The organism is Pseudonocardia yunnanensis (genome assembly GCF_039534065.1).
In the GTDB taxonomy this organism is placed as follows: Bacteria; Actinomycetota; Actinomycetes; order Mycobacteriales; family Pseudonocardiaceae; genus Pseudonocardia; species Pseudonocardia yunnanensis.
This window is the reverse complement of the sequence record NZ_BAAAUS010000002.1, coordinates 111,832-128,399: the sequence shown is the minus strand read 5'-3', so window position 1 is coordinate 128,399 and position 16,568 is coordinate 111,832. Positions and strand designations below refer to the sequence as shown.

19 protein-coding genes are annotated in these 16,568 nt (G+C 68.6%); 9 read left to right on the top strand and 10 right to left on the bottom strand.

Annotation, left to right across the window (positions count from 1 at the left end; translation table 11 throughout):
• Positions 1 to 37 precede the first annotated feature (37 nt).
• Both ABD743_RS04160 and ABD743_RS04155 read left to right on the top strand, forming a co-directional pair.
• Entirely contained in the window at positions 38 to 805 is a 768-nt protein-coding gene (locus ABD743_RS04160; RefSeq protein WP_344719017.1) for a GAF domain-containing protein, read from the top strand.
• A 21-nt stretch (positions 806 to 826) separates the two neighbouring features.
• Positions 827 to 997 (top strand): hypothetical protein, encoded by a 171-nt coding sequence (locus tag ABD743_RS04155; protein ID WP_344719015.1) that lies wholly within the window; start codon positions 827 to 829, stop codon positions 995 to 997.
• 31 nt (positions 998 to 1,028) lie between these two features.
• Here ABD743_RS04155 and ABD743_RS04150 read toward each other — a convergent pair whose 3' ends face one another.
• From ABD743_RS04150 to ABD743_RS04125, 6 genes are all read right to left on the bottom strand, one after another.
• Positions 1,029 to 1,553: a sigma-70 family RNA polymerase sigma factor gene (locus ABD743_RS04150; protein WP_344719014.1), complete on the bottom strand. Its 525-nt coding sequence runs from the start codon at positions 1,551 to 1,553 to the stop codon at positions 1,029 to 1,031.
• A 221-nt stretch (positions 1,554 to 1,774) separates the two neighbouring features.
• Positions 1,775 to 2,164, bottom strand: coding sequence for a glycerol dehydratase reactivase beta/small subunit family protein (locus ABD743_RS04145; protein ID WP_344719011.1), 390 nt, complete (start codon positions 2,162 to 2,164; stop codon positions 1,775 to 1,777).
• Positions 2,161 to 4,026, bottom strand: a complete 1,866-nt coding sequence (locus ABD743_RS04140; RefSeq protein WP_344719009.1) for a diol dehydratase reactivase subunit alpha — start codon at positions 4,024 to 4,026, stop codon at positions 2,161 to 2,163. The genes ABD743_RS04145 and ABD743_RS04140 overlap by 4 nt, the downstream gene beginning before the upstream one ends.
• Positions 4,027 to 4,055: 29 nt before the next feature.
• Positions 4,056 to 4,640 (bottom strand): propanediol/glycerol family dehydratase medium subunit, encoded by a 585-nt coding sequence (locus ABD743_RS04135; RefSeq protein ID WP_241034488.1) that lies wholly within the window; start codon positions 4,638 to 4,640, stop codon positions 4,056 to 4,058.
• Positions 4,637 to 6,346 carry a propanediol/glycerol family dehydratase large subunit gene (locus ABD743_RS04130; protein ID WP_344719007.1) on the bottom strand — a complete coding sequence of 570 codons (1,710 nt, stop codon included), beginning with the start codon at positions 6,344 to 6,346 and terminating at the stop codon, positions 4,637 to 4,639. The genes ABD743_RS04135 and ABD743_RS04130 overlap by 4 nt, the downstream gene beginning before the upstream one ends.
• 2 nt (positions 6,347 to 6,348) lie before the next feature.
• The gene (locus tag ABD743_RS04125) at positions 6,349 to 6,780 is read right to left on the bottom strand and encodes a diol dehydratase small subunit (RefSeq protein WP_343962121.1); all 432 of its coding nucleotides are present in this window, start codon (positions 6,778 to 6,780) and stop codon (positions 6,349 to 6,351) included.
• A 330-nt stretch (positions 6,781 to 7,110) separates the two neighbouring features.
• On the opposite strand from ABD743_RS04125, the gene ABD743_RS04120 reads away from it, so the two are divergent.
• Positions 7,111 to 7,512 carry a GlcG/HbpS family heme-binding protein gene (locus tag ABD743_RS04120; RefSeq protein WP_344719005.1) on the top strand — a complete coding sequence of 134 codons (402 nt, stop codon included), beginning with the start codon at positions 7,111 to 7,113 and terminating at the stop codon, positions 7,510 to 7,512.
• Positions 7,513 to 7,530: 18 nt separating this feature from the next.
• Here the strand turns inward: ABD743_RS04120 and ABD743_RS04115 are convergent, their stop codons facing one another.
• The gene (locus ABD743_RS04115; protein ID WP_344719004.1) at positions 7,531 to 8,850 is read right to left on the bottom strand and encodes a sodium:proton exchanger; all 1,320 of its coding nucleotides are present in this window, start codon (positions 8,848 to 8,850) and stop codon (positions 7,531 to 7,533) included.
• A 176-nt stretch (positions 8,851 to 9,026) separates the two neighbouring features.
• Between ABD743_RS04115 and ABD743_RS04110 the strand changes: the two genes are divergently transcribed.
• From ABD743_RS04110 to ABD743_RS04090, 5 genes are all read left to right on the top strand, one after another.
• Positions 9,027 to 9,386, top strand: a complete 360-nt coding sequence (locus ABD743_RS04110) for an ArsR/SmtB family transcription factor (RefSeq protein ID WP_344719003.1) — start codon at positions 9,027 to 9,029, stop codon at positions 9,384 to 9,386.
• A gap of 442 nt (positions 9,387 to 9,828) precedes the next feature.
• Complete coding sequence (locus tag ABD743_RS04105; RefSeq protein ID WP_344719002.1) at positions 9,829 to 10,773, top strand: AraC family transcriptional regulator; 945 nt, start codon at positions 9,829 to 9,831, stop codon at positions 10,771 to 10,773.
• 383 nt (positions 10,774 to 11,156) lie between these two features.
• The gene (locus tag ABD743_RS04100) at positions 11,157 to 12,425 is read left to right on the top strand and encodes a DapH/DapD/GlmU-related protein (protein ID WP_344719000.1); all 1,269 of its coding nucleotides are present in this window, start codon (positions 11,157 to 11,159) and stop codon (positions 12,423 to 12,425) included.
• Entirely contained in the window at positions 12,418 to 13,002 is a 585-nt protein-coding gene (locus tag ABD743_RS04095; RefSeq protein WP_344718997.1) for a hypothetical protein, read from the top strand. The genes ABD743_RS04100 and ABD743_RS04095 overlap by 8 nt, the downstream gene beginning before the upstream one ends.
• 72 nt (positions 13,003 to 13,074) lie before the next feature.
• A complete protein-coding gene (locus tag ABD743_RS04090) occupies positions 13,075 to 13,497 on the top strand; it encodes a DUF418 domain-containing protein (RefSeq protein ID WP_344718995.1) in 423 nt (140 codons plus the stop codon).
• A gap of 12 nt (positions 13,498 to 13,509) precedes the next feature.
• Here the strand turns inward: ABD743_RS04090 and ABD743_RS04085 are convergent, their stop codons facing one another.
• Positions 13,510 to 13,989 (bottom strand): MarR family winged helix-turn-helix transcriptional regulator, encoded by a 480-nt coding sequence (locus tag ABD743_RS04085; RefSeq protein WP_344718993.1) that lies wholly within the window; start codon positions 13,987 to 13,989, stop codon positions 13,510 to 13,512.
• Between the two features lie 57 nt (positions 13,990 to 14,046).
• Between ABD743_RS04085 and ABD743_RS04080 the strand changes: the two genes are divergently transcribed.
• Positions 14,047 to 14,466 carry a DUF5313 family protein gene (locus ABD743_RS04080; protein ID WP_344718991.1) on the top strand — a complete coding sequence of 140 codons (420 nt, stop codon included), beginning with the start codon at positions 14,047 to 14,049 and terminating at the stop codon, positions 14,464 to 14,466.
• 24 nt (positions 14,467 to 14,490) lie between these two features.
• Here the strand turns inward: ABD743_RS04080 and ABD743_RS04075 are convergent, their stop codons facing one another.
• Both ABD743_RS04075 and ABD743_RS04070 read right to left on the bottom strand, forming a co-directional pair.
• Positions 14,491 to 15,840 carry an MFS transporter gene (locus ABD743_RS04075; protein ID WP_344718989.1) on the bottom strand — a complete coding sequence of 450 codons (1,350 nt, stop codon included), beginning with the start codon at positions 15,838 to 15,840 and terminating at the stop codon, positions 14,491 to 14,493.
• Positions 15,841 to 15,967: 127 nt separating this feature from the next.
• Positions 15,968 to 16,147 carry a hypothetical protein gene (locus ABD743_RS04070; protein WP_344718987.1) on the bottom strand — a complete coding sequence of 60 codons (180 nt, stop codon included), beginning with the start codon at positions 16,145 to 16,147 and terminating at the stop codon, positions 15,968 to 15,970.
• Positions 16,148 to 16,568: the final 421 nt, after the last annotated feature.

Below are 16,568 nucleotides of genomic sequence, written 5' to 3'. Positions count from 1 at the left end.
GCTCACGGTCGGTCCTGCTGGATACGCTGCGATCACGATGGGCGTGATCTCCGAACGGGTCGGCAAGGTGGCCCGGCCCCTGGCCGTCAGCGCGGCGACGGCAGCGTGGGTGATCGGTGCCGTGCTCAACGGCCTCTCCGGCTGGTCGTTCGGAGTCACCGCCGGAGCTGGGGCCGCCCTCACCGCGCTGGCCGTCGGCCTGCCGCTGTGGGCGGAGCGGCGGGCCCGCGTCCGCGCCGCCACAGCCGTACAGATCGCCGAGGACGCCGCCGCGCGGATGCAGCTGGTCCTGGACGATGCCCTCGACCCCCTCACCTACCTCATCGGCAGGATCACCGACCGCCCACGCTGGACCCGCGGCCGCGAGTTGCTCGAGCTGCAGGGCCAGGCGAAGGCGGTCGTCCTCGCGGCGGCCGCCGAGGTGCTCGGCAGTGACCGCCTGCGTGCCTGCTACTTCGCCCTCGTCGAGGACCACCCGCCCCGGCTCGTTCCGGCCGGGTTCCACGGCCGCGCCTCGGCTCCGCGCACCACGTTCGTCGCGGGCACTCCGCTCGGCGACCAGGCATTCCAGCTGCTCAGGCAGCGCGAGGACCTGTTCTGCCAGGACGCCAGGGCGCGTCCGCCCTCGGGCTGGCAACCCGGGGGCCACGACTACCGCACGTTCATCGCGGTGCCTGTCGCCACGGAGGAACGCGAGTTCGGTGTCCTCACGATCGACGGACTCCACGTCGGCGATCTCACCGAGGCCGACGTCGCCGCGGTCCGGGTCTTCGCCCGGCTGCTCGCGATCGCCCTCGCCGCCTGATTGCAGGGCTATCCTGGGTACGTGGACGAGGGGATCAGCTGCAACGGCAACGGAAACGGCGACGAGACGCAACGGCGGCGGCTCGCCCGCATCCTGCGCGACCCCACGGCGTACTACGCGGATGCCCGCAGGGAAGCCCACGCACATGCCAGGCGCTTCCTCGCCGCCCGACTCCGAGCCCGCCGCGTCTAGCCCAGAGGGCTATACGTCGGAGCCACCCGAGTCACAGCGCTCCTGATTTCTCGAGTATCACCCGCAACTCCCGCAGAGCGTGGTAGCTGCGTGATTTCACGGTCCCGATCGGGATGTCGAGCCGGTCGGCGGCTTCGGCCAGGGAGCAGTCCTGGTAGTAGATCGCGATCAGGACGTCACGATGTTTGGGCCTCAGCTGGTTGAGGGCGTCGGCGACGACCCGGCGGTGCACCGCCTTGTCGAAATGGTCGGATTCGGGTGCCCTTTTCAGAGCGACCTCGTCGTGCACGATCACGGGGCGTACTGCGTCGTGGCGGCGCAGGTCGGTCACGAGGTTGCGGGCGACGGTGTACAGCCAGCCGTGCGGTCTATCGGTTTCGAACCCCGTGGCGTGTTGTCGCCAGGCCCGTACGATTGTCTCCTGAACGACCTCTTCGGCCCGCTCGCGGTTACCGGTCAACAGCAACACGAAGCGGAGGAGTGGGCGGAACGCGTCGTCGTAGAGGCCCCGGACGAACGCCTCTGTCGATTCCTGACAGTCGGGCAGAGTGGTCACCACCAGCGCTCGTCGCCAGGTGCGGCAACGGAGCATCGCCCGAGGTCCGCCCCACAGCCACGGGGCATCCTCCGTCTCGAGAGCACGTACCCATCGTTGTGGGGCAGCGCTCCGATCGCGTCCGTGTACGGTCCCTGGCCGTATCCCTGGGGATGTACACCAGGGATATACAAGAGCGGATCGGCGACGCCGTCCCGGCGCCCGATTCACGGTTCCGACGTTCAGGCCTCGCCGTAGGGCAGACCCTTCACAATTCTCGCCGCCGAGCGTCCCGCGCCGCGCCAGCCCGTGGTGCCGGCCTCGGCAGGCACCACCTGTGCCGGTGAGCGCTCCGGCAGCTTCGCGTGGTGCACCACCACAGCCTCCACGCCGAGCGCGACGCCGACATCCAGCCGCGACGCCTGAGCGGCCTCGTGCGCCAGCACCACGGTCTCGCTGTCGGTGTCGCTGTCGCCGGAGGGCACGACCACCCGCGTCGGCACGCCTTCCTCCTCGATGCCCGCACACACCTCGCGCAGCACCTGCGCCCCGGCCTCGGTCGGCCGGAGCACGATGACCGCAGGGATCTCCACGTTCTCCGTGACGCCTGACGGGGGCCCGCTGCACTTCATGACGCCCTGCTCTCCCTCACCGCGCCCGCCGAGGAGGCACCGGTGACCTCGGTCGCGAACGCGTCGACGAGCCCCGACGCCACGGCGTTGCGGGGGCCTTCCGTCCCGTGCACGTTGCCCGTGCCGCAGACGATCCCGTGCCCGGCGAGCGCGTCGGCGATCATGTCCGGGATCTCGAAGTCCAGCGCCGAGCCGCCGAGCAGCACCACGAACTCGAGCATCCGCAGGTTCCCCTGCGGGGCGATCTGCCGCAGCGCCCGCAACGCGTTCACCACGAACACACGCCGTTTGGCCTCGCGCCGCACCCGCCGCACGTGATCCACCGAGTGCCGGGTGGCGATCGGCACGGGGCCTTCGGGCGTCATCGCCACGACCCGGGCGAACACCGTCGGGGGCAGCGGCGTGGTGAAGAACTGCACCGTGCCGTCCTCGTGGCGGATGTGGAAGAAGCTCTCCACCTTCCCGAGCGGGAACCACTTGACCGACTCCGCGACCTCCCGGTTGTCCAATGCCAGCTCGGAGTCGATCAGCCTGGTGACCAGCTCCCCCGCCCCTGCGACGTGGACCGCGCCGACCGTTCCATCGCGCGTGAGCAGGGCCGCGTCCGTGGAGCCGCCGCCCATGTCGAGCACCACGACAGGCTTGTCGACCCCGGGCGTGGTGAGGGCACCGCGCACCGCCATCTCGCCCTCGACTCCTCCGATGCGGGCCGCGCAGCCCAGCGCGGCAGCCACGTCGTCGGCGACCACCTGCATGCGGCTACCGCTGGTGCTCACCATCGCCGCAAGGGCGACGGCGTTCTCCAGCGCGATCTCACCGGCCAGCCCGCCCCGCACCTCGGCGGGCACGAAGGTGTCGACGGCGAGGACGTCCCCGATCCGGACCTCGGACGCCGGCTGCCCGGTCACGTCGGTCATCGTGTCGCGGACCTGCGCGAGCATCCCGCCGACATGCGTGCCGGGCTCGCCCGTCGCATCCTCGAGCGGCTGCACGCGCGCCAACTCGGCCATGATCTGCTCGGCACCGGCGTCGAGGTCCACCCGCAGGGTCTTGCCCGCTCCGGTCAGCTCGAGCAGCCCGACCGGGATCCGCCGGTCGGTGACGTCACCGCTGGGTGTGCGCACCACCACGGCCGACCGGTTGCCGGTCAACGCGCGTGCCACCGGCGCGACCTTGCGCGTCTGGTCCGGGTCGAGCTCGAAGACGGTGGCGAGCCCGTAGGAGTTCGACAGCGTGCGGATGGTCTGGCCGGGCGCGGCCACCTCGACTGCGGCGAGCATCCCGAGCGGGACCCGGTCCACCGCGGCCACCTCGTCGACGATCGGGATCCGTCGTTCCAGCCGGTTGGCCACGAGCACCGCGTCGTCGTGGCCGAGGACCGCTGCCACGATCTCGGCACCGGAGCTGATCGCGGTGTTGAGCGTGGCGGCGATGTCGTCGAAGTCCCACCCGAACGGCACCACGACGACCAGTGGCCCGTCGTGGGCGGCACCGCTCAGCTCGCTGATCGCAACCGTGGTCCCGACCCCGAGACCCTCCCCGCCCGGGGTCGTCGGGTTGTGCCCGATCATCGTGGACTCGGTGATGATCGTTTCGGTGATCGTCTCCGTGGCGAGTCCGCTGATCACGGGAGTGGCCTCGTTGAGCAGCACGGTGTCGAGGTCCGCGGGGTCGCGGCGCGCCCGCTCCAGGGCCCGGCGTACCGCAGACACGGCTCCGTCGGTGTTGTCCGGCGTGCCCTTGACCCCGGTGGTGTGGGTCAGAGCGGTGCCGAGGTACGTCACGTCACCGGCCTCGTCGACGTCCGCGACGCACGCCTCGGTGGTGGAGTTGCCGATGTCCACGCCGACGACGAGCCGCACCGCCCCACTCCCTTCCTGGTCAGCGCGGCTCAACCTGTGTTGCTCAGCTCGAACGCCGGCTCGACCTCGACCGGTTTGCGGTCGGGCACGATGCAGTCGAACTCCTTCAGGTGCAGCAAAGCCGCCTTGGCCTGCCACCGGGGGCGGGCCATCTGGTCGTTGCGCGTCGGCACCGGCTCCGGCGACTCACCCTTGGCGTACTGCGCCGCATTGCTGCCGATCCGCCGGAACACCTCGGCGTCGAGCAGCGGGGACTGCGGGAACAGCTCGAGGTTGGACAGGCGCGCCAGATCCTTCTGATGGATCATGGTCGTGCCGCGGGACAGGATGCCCACCGCGATACCAGAACCGGACAACCGCGCTCCGAGGTGCGAGATCGCGGCGAGGTCCGCGGTGTCCCACACCCGGATGACCCGGGCGTGCATGCCCTGCTCCTCGACGCCAGCCAGCAGCTGGCGCAGCACTTCCGCGTGCGGGACGTCGACGATGGTCTTGGTGAACGTCGAGGCGAAGGCCGGTGACACCGCGATCACGACCTCGTCCTCCCGGGTGCCACGCTGGGCCTGCCCGATCTCACGAAGGGACAAGGTACGAGTGGCCGAGGGGGTACTCACGAGACCTCCGTCTCCGGGTTGCTCGCGCTGGTGACGTGGCGCAACCTCTTCAACTCTTCCCACCGTTGCCCGCCGAGCCGGTATCCCGTGCCCGGGCCGGCATAGTCGTTCGCGTCATTGATCGCCGAGAGCGGCACGAAGTCCGGGGTCAGGATCGCGGCGGTCTGCAGCAGATCCCCCGAGACGCGCTGGCGCAGCACCTGCAGGTAGCTGTCGGCCACGTCCGCGAAACCGGTGCGTTCGAGGATCCGCACCAGGTCCAGACCCGTGATCCCGCGGTCCATCACCGACTGGGCGCCCTTGAGGTCCTCCAGGACGTCCCGGAACGGGTAGTCGGCGCTGGAGTTCGCGTAGGTCCCGGCCTCCACCTCGTCGTCGGTGATCCGGGGCAGGTCGAGCTCGGCGAACACGGCCTGAAGGGCCCTGGCCGCCTTGTTGCGGACCTGCAGGATCTCGTCCTCGCGGACGTGGCGGAGGCCGCCGTCGATCTGCAGGTCGCGCTGGATGGTGTTCCAGTCGTCGTAGTCCTCGACGTCGAGGTTCGACCCGGCGAACATGTTGTCCGAGTTCGGCACCCCGGAGAAGCCCGAGCAGATCAGATCCTGGCCGGCCATCATCTGTGGCATCAGCCGGCTGGTACGGCGCATCGCCGAGTGCGAGAACGACTGGTCGTTGCCTGCCGCGCACTCCAGGTCGACCATGCAGGCGATCAGATTCTCGGCCGCCACCGCACGGATGCCGCCGGGCACCGCGCCCGGCACTCCGATGCAGCTGATCGAGCCGTTCTGCAGGCCCTGCACGCCCGCGCCCTTGGCCATCAGGATGCAGCGGATCTCCAGGTACAGCATGGACTTGCCCTCGGCGTTGCCCATCTGCACCTCGGAGCCGGTGCCCGAGGTGAAGCGCATCTTGATCCCGCGCGAGGCGTACGCCGAGGCGAGGAACGCCTTCGACCACGGCGTGTCGTCACCGTCGACGAACACCGACTCGGTGCCGTACACGGAGATCGTCTCGGCGTAGCCGGTGATGCCGCGCATCCCCAGCTCCAGCTCGGTGGCCTCCTCCAGCGCGCACTGGGTGATCACGCCACCGCGCCCGGTCTGGGCCCCGATCTGCAGCGCGATCGCGACCAGCGGCGCGTAGCGCACCACGCCGAGGGTGGTCTCCAGCTCGGCGAAGCCGCGCAGCGCGGCCTCGGCGGCATCCGCGGCGACCTGGATCGGGTTGTCCCGCGCGCTGGTGGAGTGCGCCTGGTTCGCGGGCGTGCGCCGGGAGCGCATCTTCTGCATCGCCATCATGATCTCGACGACGTTCATCAGCTTGACGACCTCGAGCAGCTTCGCCGGGGTCAGGCCACGCGTCACCTCGAGCACGGCCGCCCGGCTCACCCTGGGGTCGAGCAGCATCCGGGCGATCTCGTCGGACGGGATGGCGTTGGCCTCGACCGCCGAGGCCACGTCGATCGAGTGGTTCGCGATGAAGGTGTCCATGAAGTCGAAGTCGGCGCGGGCCTTGCCGTCGAGCTCGACGATGACGCCGTCCTCGACCCGGATGCTCGGCTCCGGGTCGAACTCGCTCTCCATCGCCACGAGGCCCTTCTCGGGCCATTCCTCGACGAACCCGTCCAGGTTGACCGGACGGCTCTCCAGCATCTCGGTCCGCTTGGAGACCTTCGTGGCCGTGGGCTTCGGAGCGGTGGCCGTCATCGTCAGTCCTCCTCACGGGCGAGCAGGTTGCGCGCCGCGTAGACCTGCGCCGCCTCGCGGACCAGCGCCGCGTTGACGGGCGCCGAATAGTGCGACTCGAGCCGGTCGGCGATCGCATCGAGCCGCTCCCGGCTCGATGCGCGCGGACGCAGCGCGTTGTAGATCTCCAGAACCTCGGCGTCCGGAATCGCCGTCATCTCGGCGGCCCGGCGCATGTTGTTCGCCAGCTGCGGCCGGCCGGCGGCGTCGGAGATCTCACCTTGGAGCTGTAGCGTCTCCGCGCTGATCCGGAGATCCTCATTGGTGAGATCGCCCGCGACGACCGCCGCCATCGTCACCTCGGCAAGCGGCTTGCCGGTCGGCGTCCGGATCAGCTCCGGGCGGTTCATCGACAGCGGATAGTCGCTTTTCTGGAGTTTCGCGGGGATTTCCACGCGATCACCTCTCATCACTGGCCGGAGCGGCGGCCCCGATGCCCCGACCGTCACCGGGAAACACGTTGCGCCTTCGTTGTCTCGCAGGTCAAGTGCGGCAGGCTTACAACCCGCCGACGACGACCTGCAAGCATGCGGTCGGCGGCGTGCCGAGCAAGAACGGATGACCGCGAAACACCCGGCTGCACCTCACCTCTGGGTGAGGACGGGACAGGGCTCGCTGATCGCGGGCCTATCGCTTCGGACGCGATTGAGGTTGGGTTCGAATCCCAGGCTCCCGCACCCAGCCGGGTTCGATACCGGGAACGACCATGAAAGGACGAACCGATCATGAGTGTGCTGACGTTCGCCGACGCCCAGAAAGTCCTCGAAGCCGGACTCAAGAAGGCCGACGAAATCGGACAACCGATGAATGTCGCGGTGGTGGATGGAGGCGGCCACCTGCTGGCATTCGGACGCCAGGACGGCGCCATCCGTGCGAGCATCGACATCTCACAGCGCAAGGCGCTCACCGCCATTCTGATGAACCGCCCGACCGATGAGCTGACCCCCTTGGTGCAACCGGGGGCCGAGCTCTACGGGCTGGAGCAGACAGCGGGCGGCATGGTGACGTTCGGCGGCGGCATCCCCCTGTACCGCGGTGGCGAGCTCGTCGGCGCAGTGGGCGTGAGCGCCGGCACCGTGGACGAGGACGTGACGGTGGCGTCCGCGGCGGCCGGCGCCTTCAGCTGACCCGCCTCCACCGTCAGGTCACCGCGTGAGCTGCTCGACGTCGCGCGCCGCTGTCGTTTCGCCTCTCCGGAAGGGCGCGGCGAGCGTGGACAGGATGTGGCGCCGGTTGCGGACGAGTGCGGCCGCCGCCAGCACCGCGTAGACGGCGCAGAGGACGTAGCGCGCCTGCTGACCCGGAAAGACGAACTGCAACGCGAACAGGCCGAGCAGCGTGAAGGCCAGCCAGCGGGGGAACCGCAGCGCCAGCAACGCGGCGACGCCGAGCAGCGTCTGCGTCGCGGTGAGCAGGAACTCCTCGATCTGGCGGCTGTCCAGTACGAGTGCGGTGGGACCGCCGCCGAGCAGGTAGGCGATGGGCAGGCTCCCGACGAGGAGCGTCCACTGGTTGATCTTGCTCGAGATCAGCGTGCCGATCGCGTCGGTGCCTCGGCCGTGCACCGCGAAGAGGATCGCCACGATGAACTCCGGCGCCTCGGACGCCAGCGGGGCCAGCCACTGCACCAGCAGGAACTCATCGACACCGAACTCGGCGCCGGTCCCGATCAGTGAGTGCGCGAACGGTTCGGCCGAGGCGAGGATGACCGTGGCGGCGAAGAGGAACAACCCGAGCACCAGCGGCCGCCGCACCCGCGTCGGCAGCGCCCCGACCCTGGCGGCCGGCCCGACGAGCTCCGGCTCCTCGGCCTCCGCCCGGGAGACCTTCCAGAGGTAGAACGCGAACAGCCCGAGCAGCGCGAAGCCCATGACGAGGTGGATCTGCCCGGAGAGCGGGACGATGAACGCCACGACCGACGCGATGGCGAGAAAGCCCAGCTCGACGCGGTGCCCGGGCGCCAGGACGAGCTCGCGGACCTTACGACCCGAGCGGCGCGAGGCCACGAACAGAGCGATGACCACCACGACCGACCAGCCCAACCCGAGCAACAGGCGGTTCGATCCGGTCATGTTCGCGGCCGCGTATGCCACGTAGCTCGGGTCGCTGCCGGCGGTATAGGCGAAGTAGAGATCCACTGCGTACTCCGGCAGCACGGCGATCACGGCCAGCACCGCGATCGCCAGGGCACCCGAGATGTCCATACGCGCGGCTTCGGCGCCCCAGGCCAGGAGGAACGATGCCGCCACCACGGCGGCGCCGAACACCGCCAACCCGAGCGCCGGTGGTAGCTCCATACCACCGAGGCGCACCACCAGGGCGGGGAGCGTGAGCAGCAGGCAGAGCGCGAAGGGGCGCACCAACTTGTAGACCATGACGACCTTCCAGGACGGCGCGTCGCCGTGCCGGAGGGCCTCGGGGGACACTCCGGCCAGACGACTCGACTGGCCGAAGGTCTCGTCCACCCGCTACTCGCGGGCCCTGTCGCCGGAGGACCACGGGGTCCTCAGCATGTCGACGATCAGGTCTGCCGGACTACTCCCCTTCAGTGCGCATACCCTTACATACGTTTCGTCGATTGCGCAACTGACGAATGAGGAGGCGGCTGGCGGCGACGGCGCCGGGGCGGGAGGATTCCTCCATGGCGAACCTGCCCGCGGCGAGCGCTCCAGGGCCTTCGAGCCACGCCCTGGAACCGACCCAGCCACAGCTGCGGTCGGCCGCGGCGACATTCGCCCTGCTCAGCAGTCCGGCGCGCCTGCACCTGGCATGGCTGATGGCGCACGAGACGTTCGATGTGGGCACCCTGGCAGGCCGGGTCGGGCTGAGCATCGCCACCACCAGCCAGCACCTCGGCAAGCTGCGGCTCGCCGGGGTCATCTCGGCACGCCGCGAGGGCAGGCACACGTACTACGCGGTGGACGACCCTCACGTCCTCGCCATGATCGAGCAGATCTTCAGCCACATCGCGGCGGACGGGACGCTCGCGCCCGACCCGTGAGGCCGGGCCCGGACGAACCACACGGGCCACCGGCCGGTCCCGTTCTGACCCCGGCCGGCCGCCTCGCCGCGATCCGCAGACTCTCGACGGACGGCGGGTCCGGCGGCGGCGGAGATCCGCCGTACCTGTAGGTACATGTTTCACTCCCTCGTATCATCGGGGGCGCGCCTTTGTCGCCCCACCCGACCTGAACCGAGCTGAATAGACAGCCACCGTCCCCGCATGTCCGTCGTGGCTCCGCTGACCGTGACCAACGCGATCACAGCGTTGCGCAGCCAAGGAATCATCGTCGGCCTGGCCGAATCCGGCCTGCCAACACGATCACCACCCGGGTGAGCTACCAAAGAAACGCGAGTTCCCGCGGACAGCCCAGCCGAGTAACCAACCGGTAAAGTACTCAGAAAAACAGCGAGTGCGGGCCCGATTTCCCTAGCCTCGGACCGTGCAAATCCACGAGTTCTCCGGCGAGGAGTATGAGCAGTCCGTCCGGGAGTGTTTCTTCCCGGTAATCGCGCGGACGCATCCTGACTTTCGTGGTCGGGTGGAGTTGCAGGAGCTGGATGAAACCGTCCTGCTCACCAGGGCACACTGGGGAGGGCCGATGCAGGCGGCCCGGACCGATCGAATGATCGCGAAGACGTCGACGGACCATCTGATCCTCTTCTGCCTGTACCTCGGCGGCAACGCTCATGTTCACCAGCACGACCGCTTCGCCGAGGTCGCGACTTTCTCGGGAGTGATGAGTGAGACACGGAGCCCGTGGGAGCTGGTCACGCCCACCGGTAGCCGGGTCTTGTCCATGCACTTCTTCCGCGAGATGCTCCCGCTTCGCACCGATGAGATCACCGAGGCGTGTGCGCGCCGCGTGGATCCGACGACGCCGGCCATGCAGCTGCTGTCCGGCTATCTCGGGCGGCTGTGGGAGGTTGCCGAGGATCTCACGGCGTCGCAGCGGCTGGACGCCGGGCGGGCCGCGATCGATCTGCTCGCGATGACGCTGCGGAATGTCGCACCCTCTGTGCCAGGTGGGGAGGCCTCCGCGAGTGTGCTGCTCGACATGATGCGGATGCACGTTCGCGACCACCTGAGCGACCCGCACCTGCGGGTCGAGGAGCTGGCGCGGCGGCACCACGTGTCAGTCAGTCGTGTGTACACCTTGTTCGAACGGATGGGGACCACACCCGGTGCCTACCTTCGCCAGCAGCGACTGCTCACGGCACGAGCGATGCTGTCCGAGCCGAGGTACGCCAGGTTCGCGATATCGAGGATCGCGGCTGCCGTCGGGTTCCTCGACCTCAGTACGTTCGAACGGGCGTTCCGGCGGCAGTACGGGATCACGCCGGCCGGCTGGCGGCGTGAACACCTTGACTCCGGGCCGCTCCAGTGACCGGGAAACAGATAATGCATGGTGCCGAGTAGGAATCTCCCTACACCGTGAGACCCCTGTGCTGGTCGACTGGTCCGCACAGCCGACGAGGGGTCGGGCAGACGCGAACCAGGCTGAGGGATCCCGAGCACGTCGACGCATGAGTTCCAGCCCGTGAGTGAGCGGGAACGGGCCGTGCGTGGCGTGGAGCCGGTCGTGGACGCAATGTCGCTACCTCGAGCTACGACGACCGCTGTGGGTCAGGCTGCATCTCCCGCCGCAAACGCGGCCGCCAATCTCGAGAACAGGAGCGATGGGATGACGACAGTACCCCAGACGGGCAGGGTCCGGGTGTAGAACGCGACGTCTGGGCAGCTGTTGTTCTGAGCCTACTGACCGCCGGCGTGATTCCCCGACTGCTCAACGGCATGATCAGGCCGGACGCCGATTACCCTTTGTATGGATTCCACTACAGCATACACAGAACAATCGCACGGCTGAGCAACAACCGCTTCATGGGGGACCTCTTCGGTGACAGCTCCTACATCGTCCACTATCTGCGCTGGATAGGCTACGATCTCTCCTCCGTGGTGCAGACCGGCTCCAACTTCGGCCAGAAGACCAAACACGAGAACCCGTTTCTGGTCACGATCGGGAGCGGAACGATGGTGGCTGACGGGCTGGCGATCCTCAACGCCGACTTCTCCCACACCTCTTTCCGCCTCTCGGCGACCAGGATCGGGGCGCACAGCTTTCTGGGGAACAGCATCTACTATCCCGCTCAGAGCCGGGTGGGCGACAACTGCCTTCTGGCGTCGAAGGCCATGGTCCCCATCGAGGGCCCGTTGCGGGAGAGAACCGGGCTCCTGGGCTCTCCGACCTTCCCCATCCCGCGGACCGTGGAGCGAGACAAGGCACAGCGCCTCGGACGGGGCATACAGCGCCGTCGCCTCCGCGCCAAGAACAGACACAACATCGTCACGATGGTGCTCTTCCTGTTCCTACGATGGTTCTTCCTCCTCTCCACGCTGGTGATCACCGGAGCCGTCTCAGAGGGCTACACAGAGTGGAGCCCGTCGGCGGCGCTCGTGTTGTCCGGACTGTTCTACCCGCTGTGGACAATTGTGGTCTGGACGCTCACCGAACGCCTCGTCACTCCTCGGTTCCGAAGATTGCGACCACAATACTGCTCGATCTACGACCGATACTTCCGACAACACGAACGGTACTGGAAGGCCAACTGGCAGGATTACTACGTACTCCTCAACGGGACCCCGCTCAAGAATCTGCTGTGGCGCATGCTCGGCGTACGCATCGGACGCCGCTTGTTCGACGACGGCCTCGAGATGACGGAGCGCTCGCTCGTCAGCATCGGTGACGACTGCACGGCCAATCAACTGACCGGGATCCAGGGCCATTCTCAGGAGGATGGGGCCTTCAAGTCCGACTACATCACCATCGGATCCCGCGTCACCCTCGGTGCCGGCGCGTGGGTCAACTACGGCGCGAAGATCGGCGACGACGTCGTCATCGAGCCACATTCCTATGTCATGAAGGGAGAGGAGATCCCTCCGGGCGCCTGCTGGAGCGGCAATCCCGCCGTCGAGGTTCGGAACGACCACGGCCTCGTCCGTCCGGTTCGACAGCCGACCGAGCGAGCGGCCAGTGCCTGAGCCCACGCCCGAAGCGGCGGGCGTCGCACCGGCGCACGCCGCCCGCGCAGCAGGTCTGGACCTGGCCAGAGCGCTCGCCCTGCTCGGTTTGATGGCGGCGGACGTATTCCATGCCGCCCCCGGTAACGGTCCGTCGGCACTGGGCCCGATGAGTGCAGGCGACTGCCCCGCAGTGACGTTCGCACTGGTCGCGGGGATGAGCCTCGCACTCGCCACCGGAGGAAGTCAGCCCCTGAAGGGGCAGCACCGTGCTTCTGTCCGCGCAGACCTCGCCGTGCAGGCCGTGCTGATGACGATGATCGGCTTCGCCCTCGGCTTCTGCCACGACGTGCCCGTCGTCCTCTCCTACTATGGCGTGCTCTGCCTGCTCACCATCCCTTTTCTCGGTCGGCGACCATGGCTTCTTGCACGCATCACGGCTTGGGTGCTGATCGTCGCGCCGACCATCGTGACCTGGACCGCGGACCACACCCACCCCCATCTCGACGGAAGCCCCAGCTTCCCGATGCTGGTCACCGGCCCGTCCGGGCTGGTCATCGATCTGTTCCTCACCGGGTTCTACCCCGTGCTCCTCTAGTTCGCCTACACCTGCACAGGACTGGCCATCGGGCGCGCGGACCTCTCGTCGGTGCGGCTCAGCTGCAAGCTGATGGCCGGCGGAGCCGTGACCATGGGCGTTTCCTGGATGATGTGGTGGCTCGTCGGGCCGGCATCTCGTTCGCACGCCTGGGTCGAAACCGTCCGCAGCATCAGCAGCCTCGGCTTCGCAGTCGTGGTGGTCATGGCCGCGTTTCTTCTGGTCCGCATGCCACTGATGGAGCGCCTGCTACGGCCGTTCACGGATGCCGGGACGATGGTGCTCACGCTCTACAGCGGGTACGTCCTGGTACTCGCCTCCGGCATGCTCACGATCAGCCCGGCGGAACAGTACGCGGTGGTGCTCATCAGTGCGCTGCTGTTCGCGCTGCTGTGGCGCCGGCACCTCACTGAGGGCCCGCTGGAATGGCTGGTCGCGCAGTGCTCGTGCAAGGCACGGCACAGGCTGATGGCGAGCCGGGAAGAACGTCGGTGACCGATCGAATGGCTACTCCTGCGTTTCGCGCGCCGCCGCGATCACCCGGGTGAGGACGCCGTGGAGATCTTCAAGCTCCGAGATCTCCATCCCGAGCCTCGCCACGATCGCGGGCGGAACGCGCTCCGCGTCGGCCCGCAGCCGACGCCCGGCATCCGTCAGGGTCACGGCGAGGGTCCGCTCGTCGGCCGGCGCGCGACCGCGCATCACGAGGCCCGCAGCCTCCAGCCGTTTCAGCAGCGGCGACAAGGTCCCCGGGTCGAGGGCGAGCGCCGAGCTGAGGTCCTTGACCGACCGGGGCGAGCGCTCCCAGAGAGCGAGCATCACCAGGTACTGGGGATGGGTCAGGCCCATCGGTTCGAGCAGCGGGCGGTAGAGCGACACCACAGTGCGAGCGGCCACCGATAGGGCGAAGCAGACCTGGCGGTCGAGTTGCAGGGGGTCGACGAGCTCGACGACGTCTGATGCGTCACCTGTGGATCCTCCGGGCACGCGCCCAGGGTACCGTCGGAAACAGGTTCGGTTTGGACACAAAGCATTGGGGCGCAAATGAGCGAGACCTCACCGCGTCGCCCAGGGCCGGTGCGGTGGCTGCTGTACGCCTTCGGGCGCAGTCTGCCGCCCGAGTACCGGGAGTGGGTCCTCCACGACGTGACCGCGCGCACATGGGTGCTGCGACACATGATCCGCGCAACGGTGCAGTTGCTCCCGATCGCCGTACTTCTCTACCTGCTGATCCCGGGCCCGGCCTGGGTGAGAGGGTGCGCCGTTCTGGCCGGGCTCCTGCTGGGGTACTTCTACTCCGGGGCGTACGTCTACGAGACCACTGAGCACCGCGCCGTCAAGGCCGGCTACCCGCGGGGCACCGCGGGCCAGATCCGGGGCAGGCACGGGGCCGCCGAGCGCGAGGAGCAGGAGCGCCGCTACGAGCAGCGCTGGCGCTCGGGCCAGAACAGCAGCGGCGGCTGACCGGACACTGCGGGCTGCGCAGAGTCAGGCGTCCGCCTCGAGCCTCAGGTCACGGCCGCGCGTCTCCGGCATCCGGACGGCTGTGACCAGGGTGACGAGCATGATCGCGGTCATGTACACCACCACGCCGATCCAGCCGGCGAACAGCTGGACGAGCACTCCCGACAGGAGCGGCGCGATGCCGCCCCCGAGCACCGCGGAGAACTCCCGCCCGAGCGCGACGCCCGCGTAGCGGTACCGCGAGCCCGAGAGCTCGGCGAAGGCGGCGGCCTGCGAGCCGACCGTGCCGTACGCGGCGAAGATGAACCCGAGCACGATCACGAGCACGACGAGCGCAGTGTTGCCGGTGTCCAGCAGCAGGAACGCGGGCGCCGGGAACAGCACGAGGAACGCGGCCACTGCGATGATCACCGGCTTGCGCCCGTACCGGTCGGTGAGCACCCCCGTCACGAACGCGGAGACGCACCCGAAGAGCGCGCCGACGAGCAAGGCCTGCGGCACCAGCCGCTCGTCGACGCCGACGGTCTGGATCAGATAGCTGCCCATGAAGACCTGGAACACGTACGACTGGGTGTTGCCGCCGATGTTGAGGGCGAACGTGCGGAAGAACGGCCGTCGGCCCACCGTGAACACGCTCTTGATCGGCGACTCGGCGACGGTGCGTTCCTGCTCCCGCACCTGTTTCGCCTGCTCGAAGACCGGAGCATCACGCAGCCGCCTGCGCAGGATGTACGCGGCGAGAGTCACGAACGCGCTCGAGAAGAACACGAGCCGCCACCCCCATGCGAGCAGCTGCTCGTCGGGGAGGAGCTGCGCGAGGATCCAGACGACGGCACCGAGCGCTGTGCCCGCGGACGCACCGACGAACACGAGCGACGCGTAGCGGCCACGCCGCTCACGCGGGGCGACCTCGGTGAGCAGCACCACCCCGCCCGCCTGCTCGGCGCCGGCCCCGAACCCCTGGAGCAGCCGCAGCACGACCAGCAGGGCGGGGGCGAGCAGACCGGCTTGTTCGTAGCTCGGCAGGGCACCGATGAGGAACGTCGAGATGCCCATGAGGAACAAGGTGGCGACGAGCACGAACTTCCGGCCCAGTCGGTCGCCGTAGCGGGAGAAGAAGAGGCCGCCGAGCGGGCGGGCGAGAAACCCGACCGCGTAGGTGGCGAACCCGGCGATCACGGCGATGGCGGGATCGGCGTCGGGAAAGAAGATGCGGTTGAAGATGATCGCGGTGGCGGTGCCGTAGATGACGAAGTCGTACTGCTCGAGGGCAGTTCCGATGAGTCCGCCCCAGGCGGCCGTACGAAGGTTTCGCTTGTCGACCAGGTTGCCGGAGCCGTCGTCGATCGCATCCGCGACCGTGTCCTGCGCCATCGCAGTCTCCCCCGCCGTCAACGCCCGGCCTCGTGCCCGGACCTCGCGGGATGCTAACCCGCATACGCGGCGGTCGCCGTCAGCGCGAAACGTGCCCGGGGGGCCGGCGACCAGCCGGCCGGGGCTCTCAGGCGGCCGCTTGCCGGAAGACAGCGCGCGCGTCGACCCCGCCGAAGCGTGATGCGGCGGCTTCCTGGTTCGCGGTCGCCTCGGTGAACCGTTCCCCGGACAGGGGGTCACGAGTGAGCTCGCGGCCGTCCTGGTCCACGACGATCCATCCTCCGGTCCAGGTCTCGTCTACTGGCATGACTGCCTCCCATGGGTGAGTGCACCGGCCACGGGGCCGGAAAGCGCACCCTCCGTTCTCTGACATCGAGGACAACTGTCACGCACCGCCCCCGGGACCCGCACCCGTGAGACCCCTGGGTCGTGTCCCGGGGGAGCGCCATCAGGACACGGGTGGAATCCGCGTCGTCGCGCCGAAGCAGCCCCTACTGGAACACCGGCTCAGCACGACGCGGCCACCCCCTTCACCTCAGGGCAGCCCGGATGTCCGCAAATCCGGTATCCCGGACGCAGCGACGGAGCCCAGCGCCGAGAACGCCGCCCGGTAGAGGTCGAGACCACACCCGCCAGGGATTTGTCACGGGCGTTCCCGGGTGTCGTCCCGGGTCGTGCGGCACGACAGTAGGGGTGAGAGGCCCGTTGACGGCTGACCTCACGTCAGC

Excerpts from the sequence above, each read along its gene's own strand:
- ABD743_RS04160 (WP_344719017.1), top strand. The coding sequence starts at position 38 with ATGGGCGTGATCTCCGAACGGGTCGGCAAGGTGGCCCGGCCCCTGGCC.
- ABD743_RS04145 (WP_344719011.1), bottom strand. The coding sequence starts at position 2,164 with ATGAAGTGCAGCGGGCCCCCGTCAGGCGTCACGGAGAACGTGGAGATC.
- ABD743_RS04130 (WP_344719007.1), bottom strand. The coding sequence starts at position 6,346 with ATGACGGCCACCGCTCCGAAGCCCACGGCCACGAAGGTCTCCAAGCGG.
- ABD743_RS04120 (WP_344719005.1), top strand. The coding sequence starts at position 7,111 with ATGAGTGTGCTGACGTTCGCCGACGCCCAGAAAGTCCTCGAAGCCGGA.
- ABD743_RS04110 (WP_344719003.1), top strand. The coding sequence starts at position 9,027 with ATGGCGAACCTGCCCGCGGCGAGCGCTCCAGGGCCTTCGAGCCACGCC.
- ABD743_RS04090 (WP_344718995.1), top strand. The coding sequence starts at position 13,075 with ATGGCCGGCGGAGCCGTGACCATGGGCGTTTCCTGGATGATGTGGTGG.
- ABD743_RS04080 (WP_344718991.1), top strand. The coding sequence starts at position 14,047 with ATGAGCGAGACCTCACCGCGTCGCCCAGGGCCGGTGCGGTGGCTGCTG.
- ABD743_RS04075 (WP_344718989.1), bottom strand. The coding sequence starts at position 15,840 with ATGGCGCAGGACACGGTCGCGGATGCGATCGACGACGGCTCCGGCAAC.
- ABD743_RS04070 (WP_344718987.1), bottom strand. The coding sequence starts at position 16,147 with ATGCCAGTAGACGAGACCTGGACCGGAGGATGGATCGTCGTGGACCAG.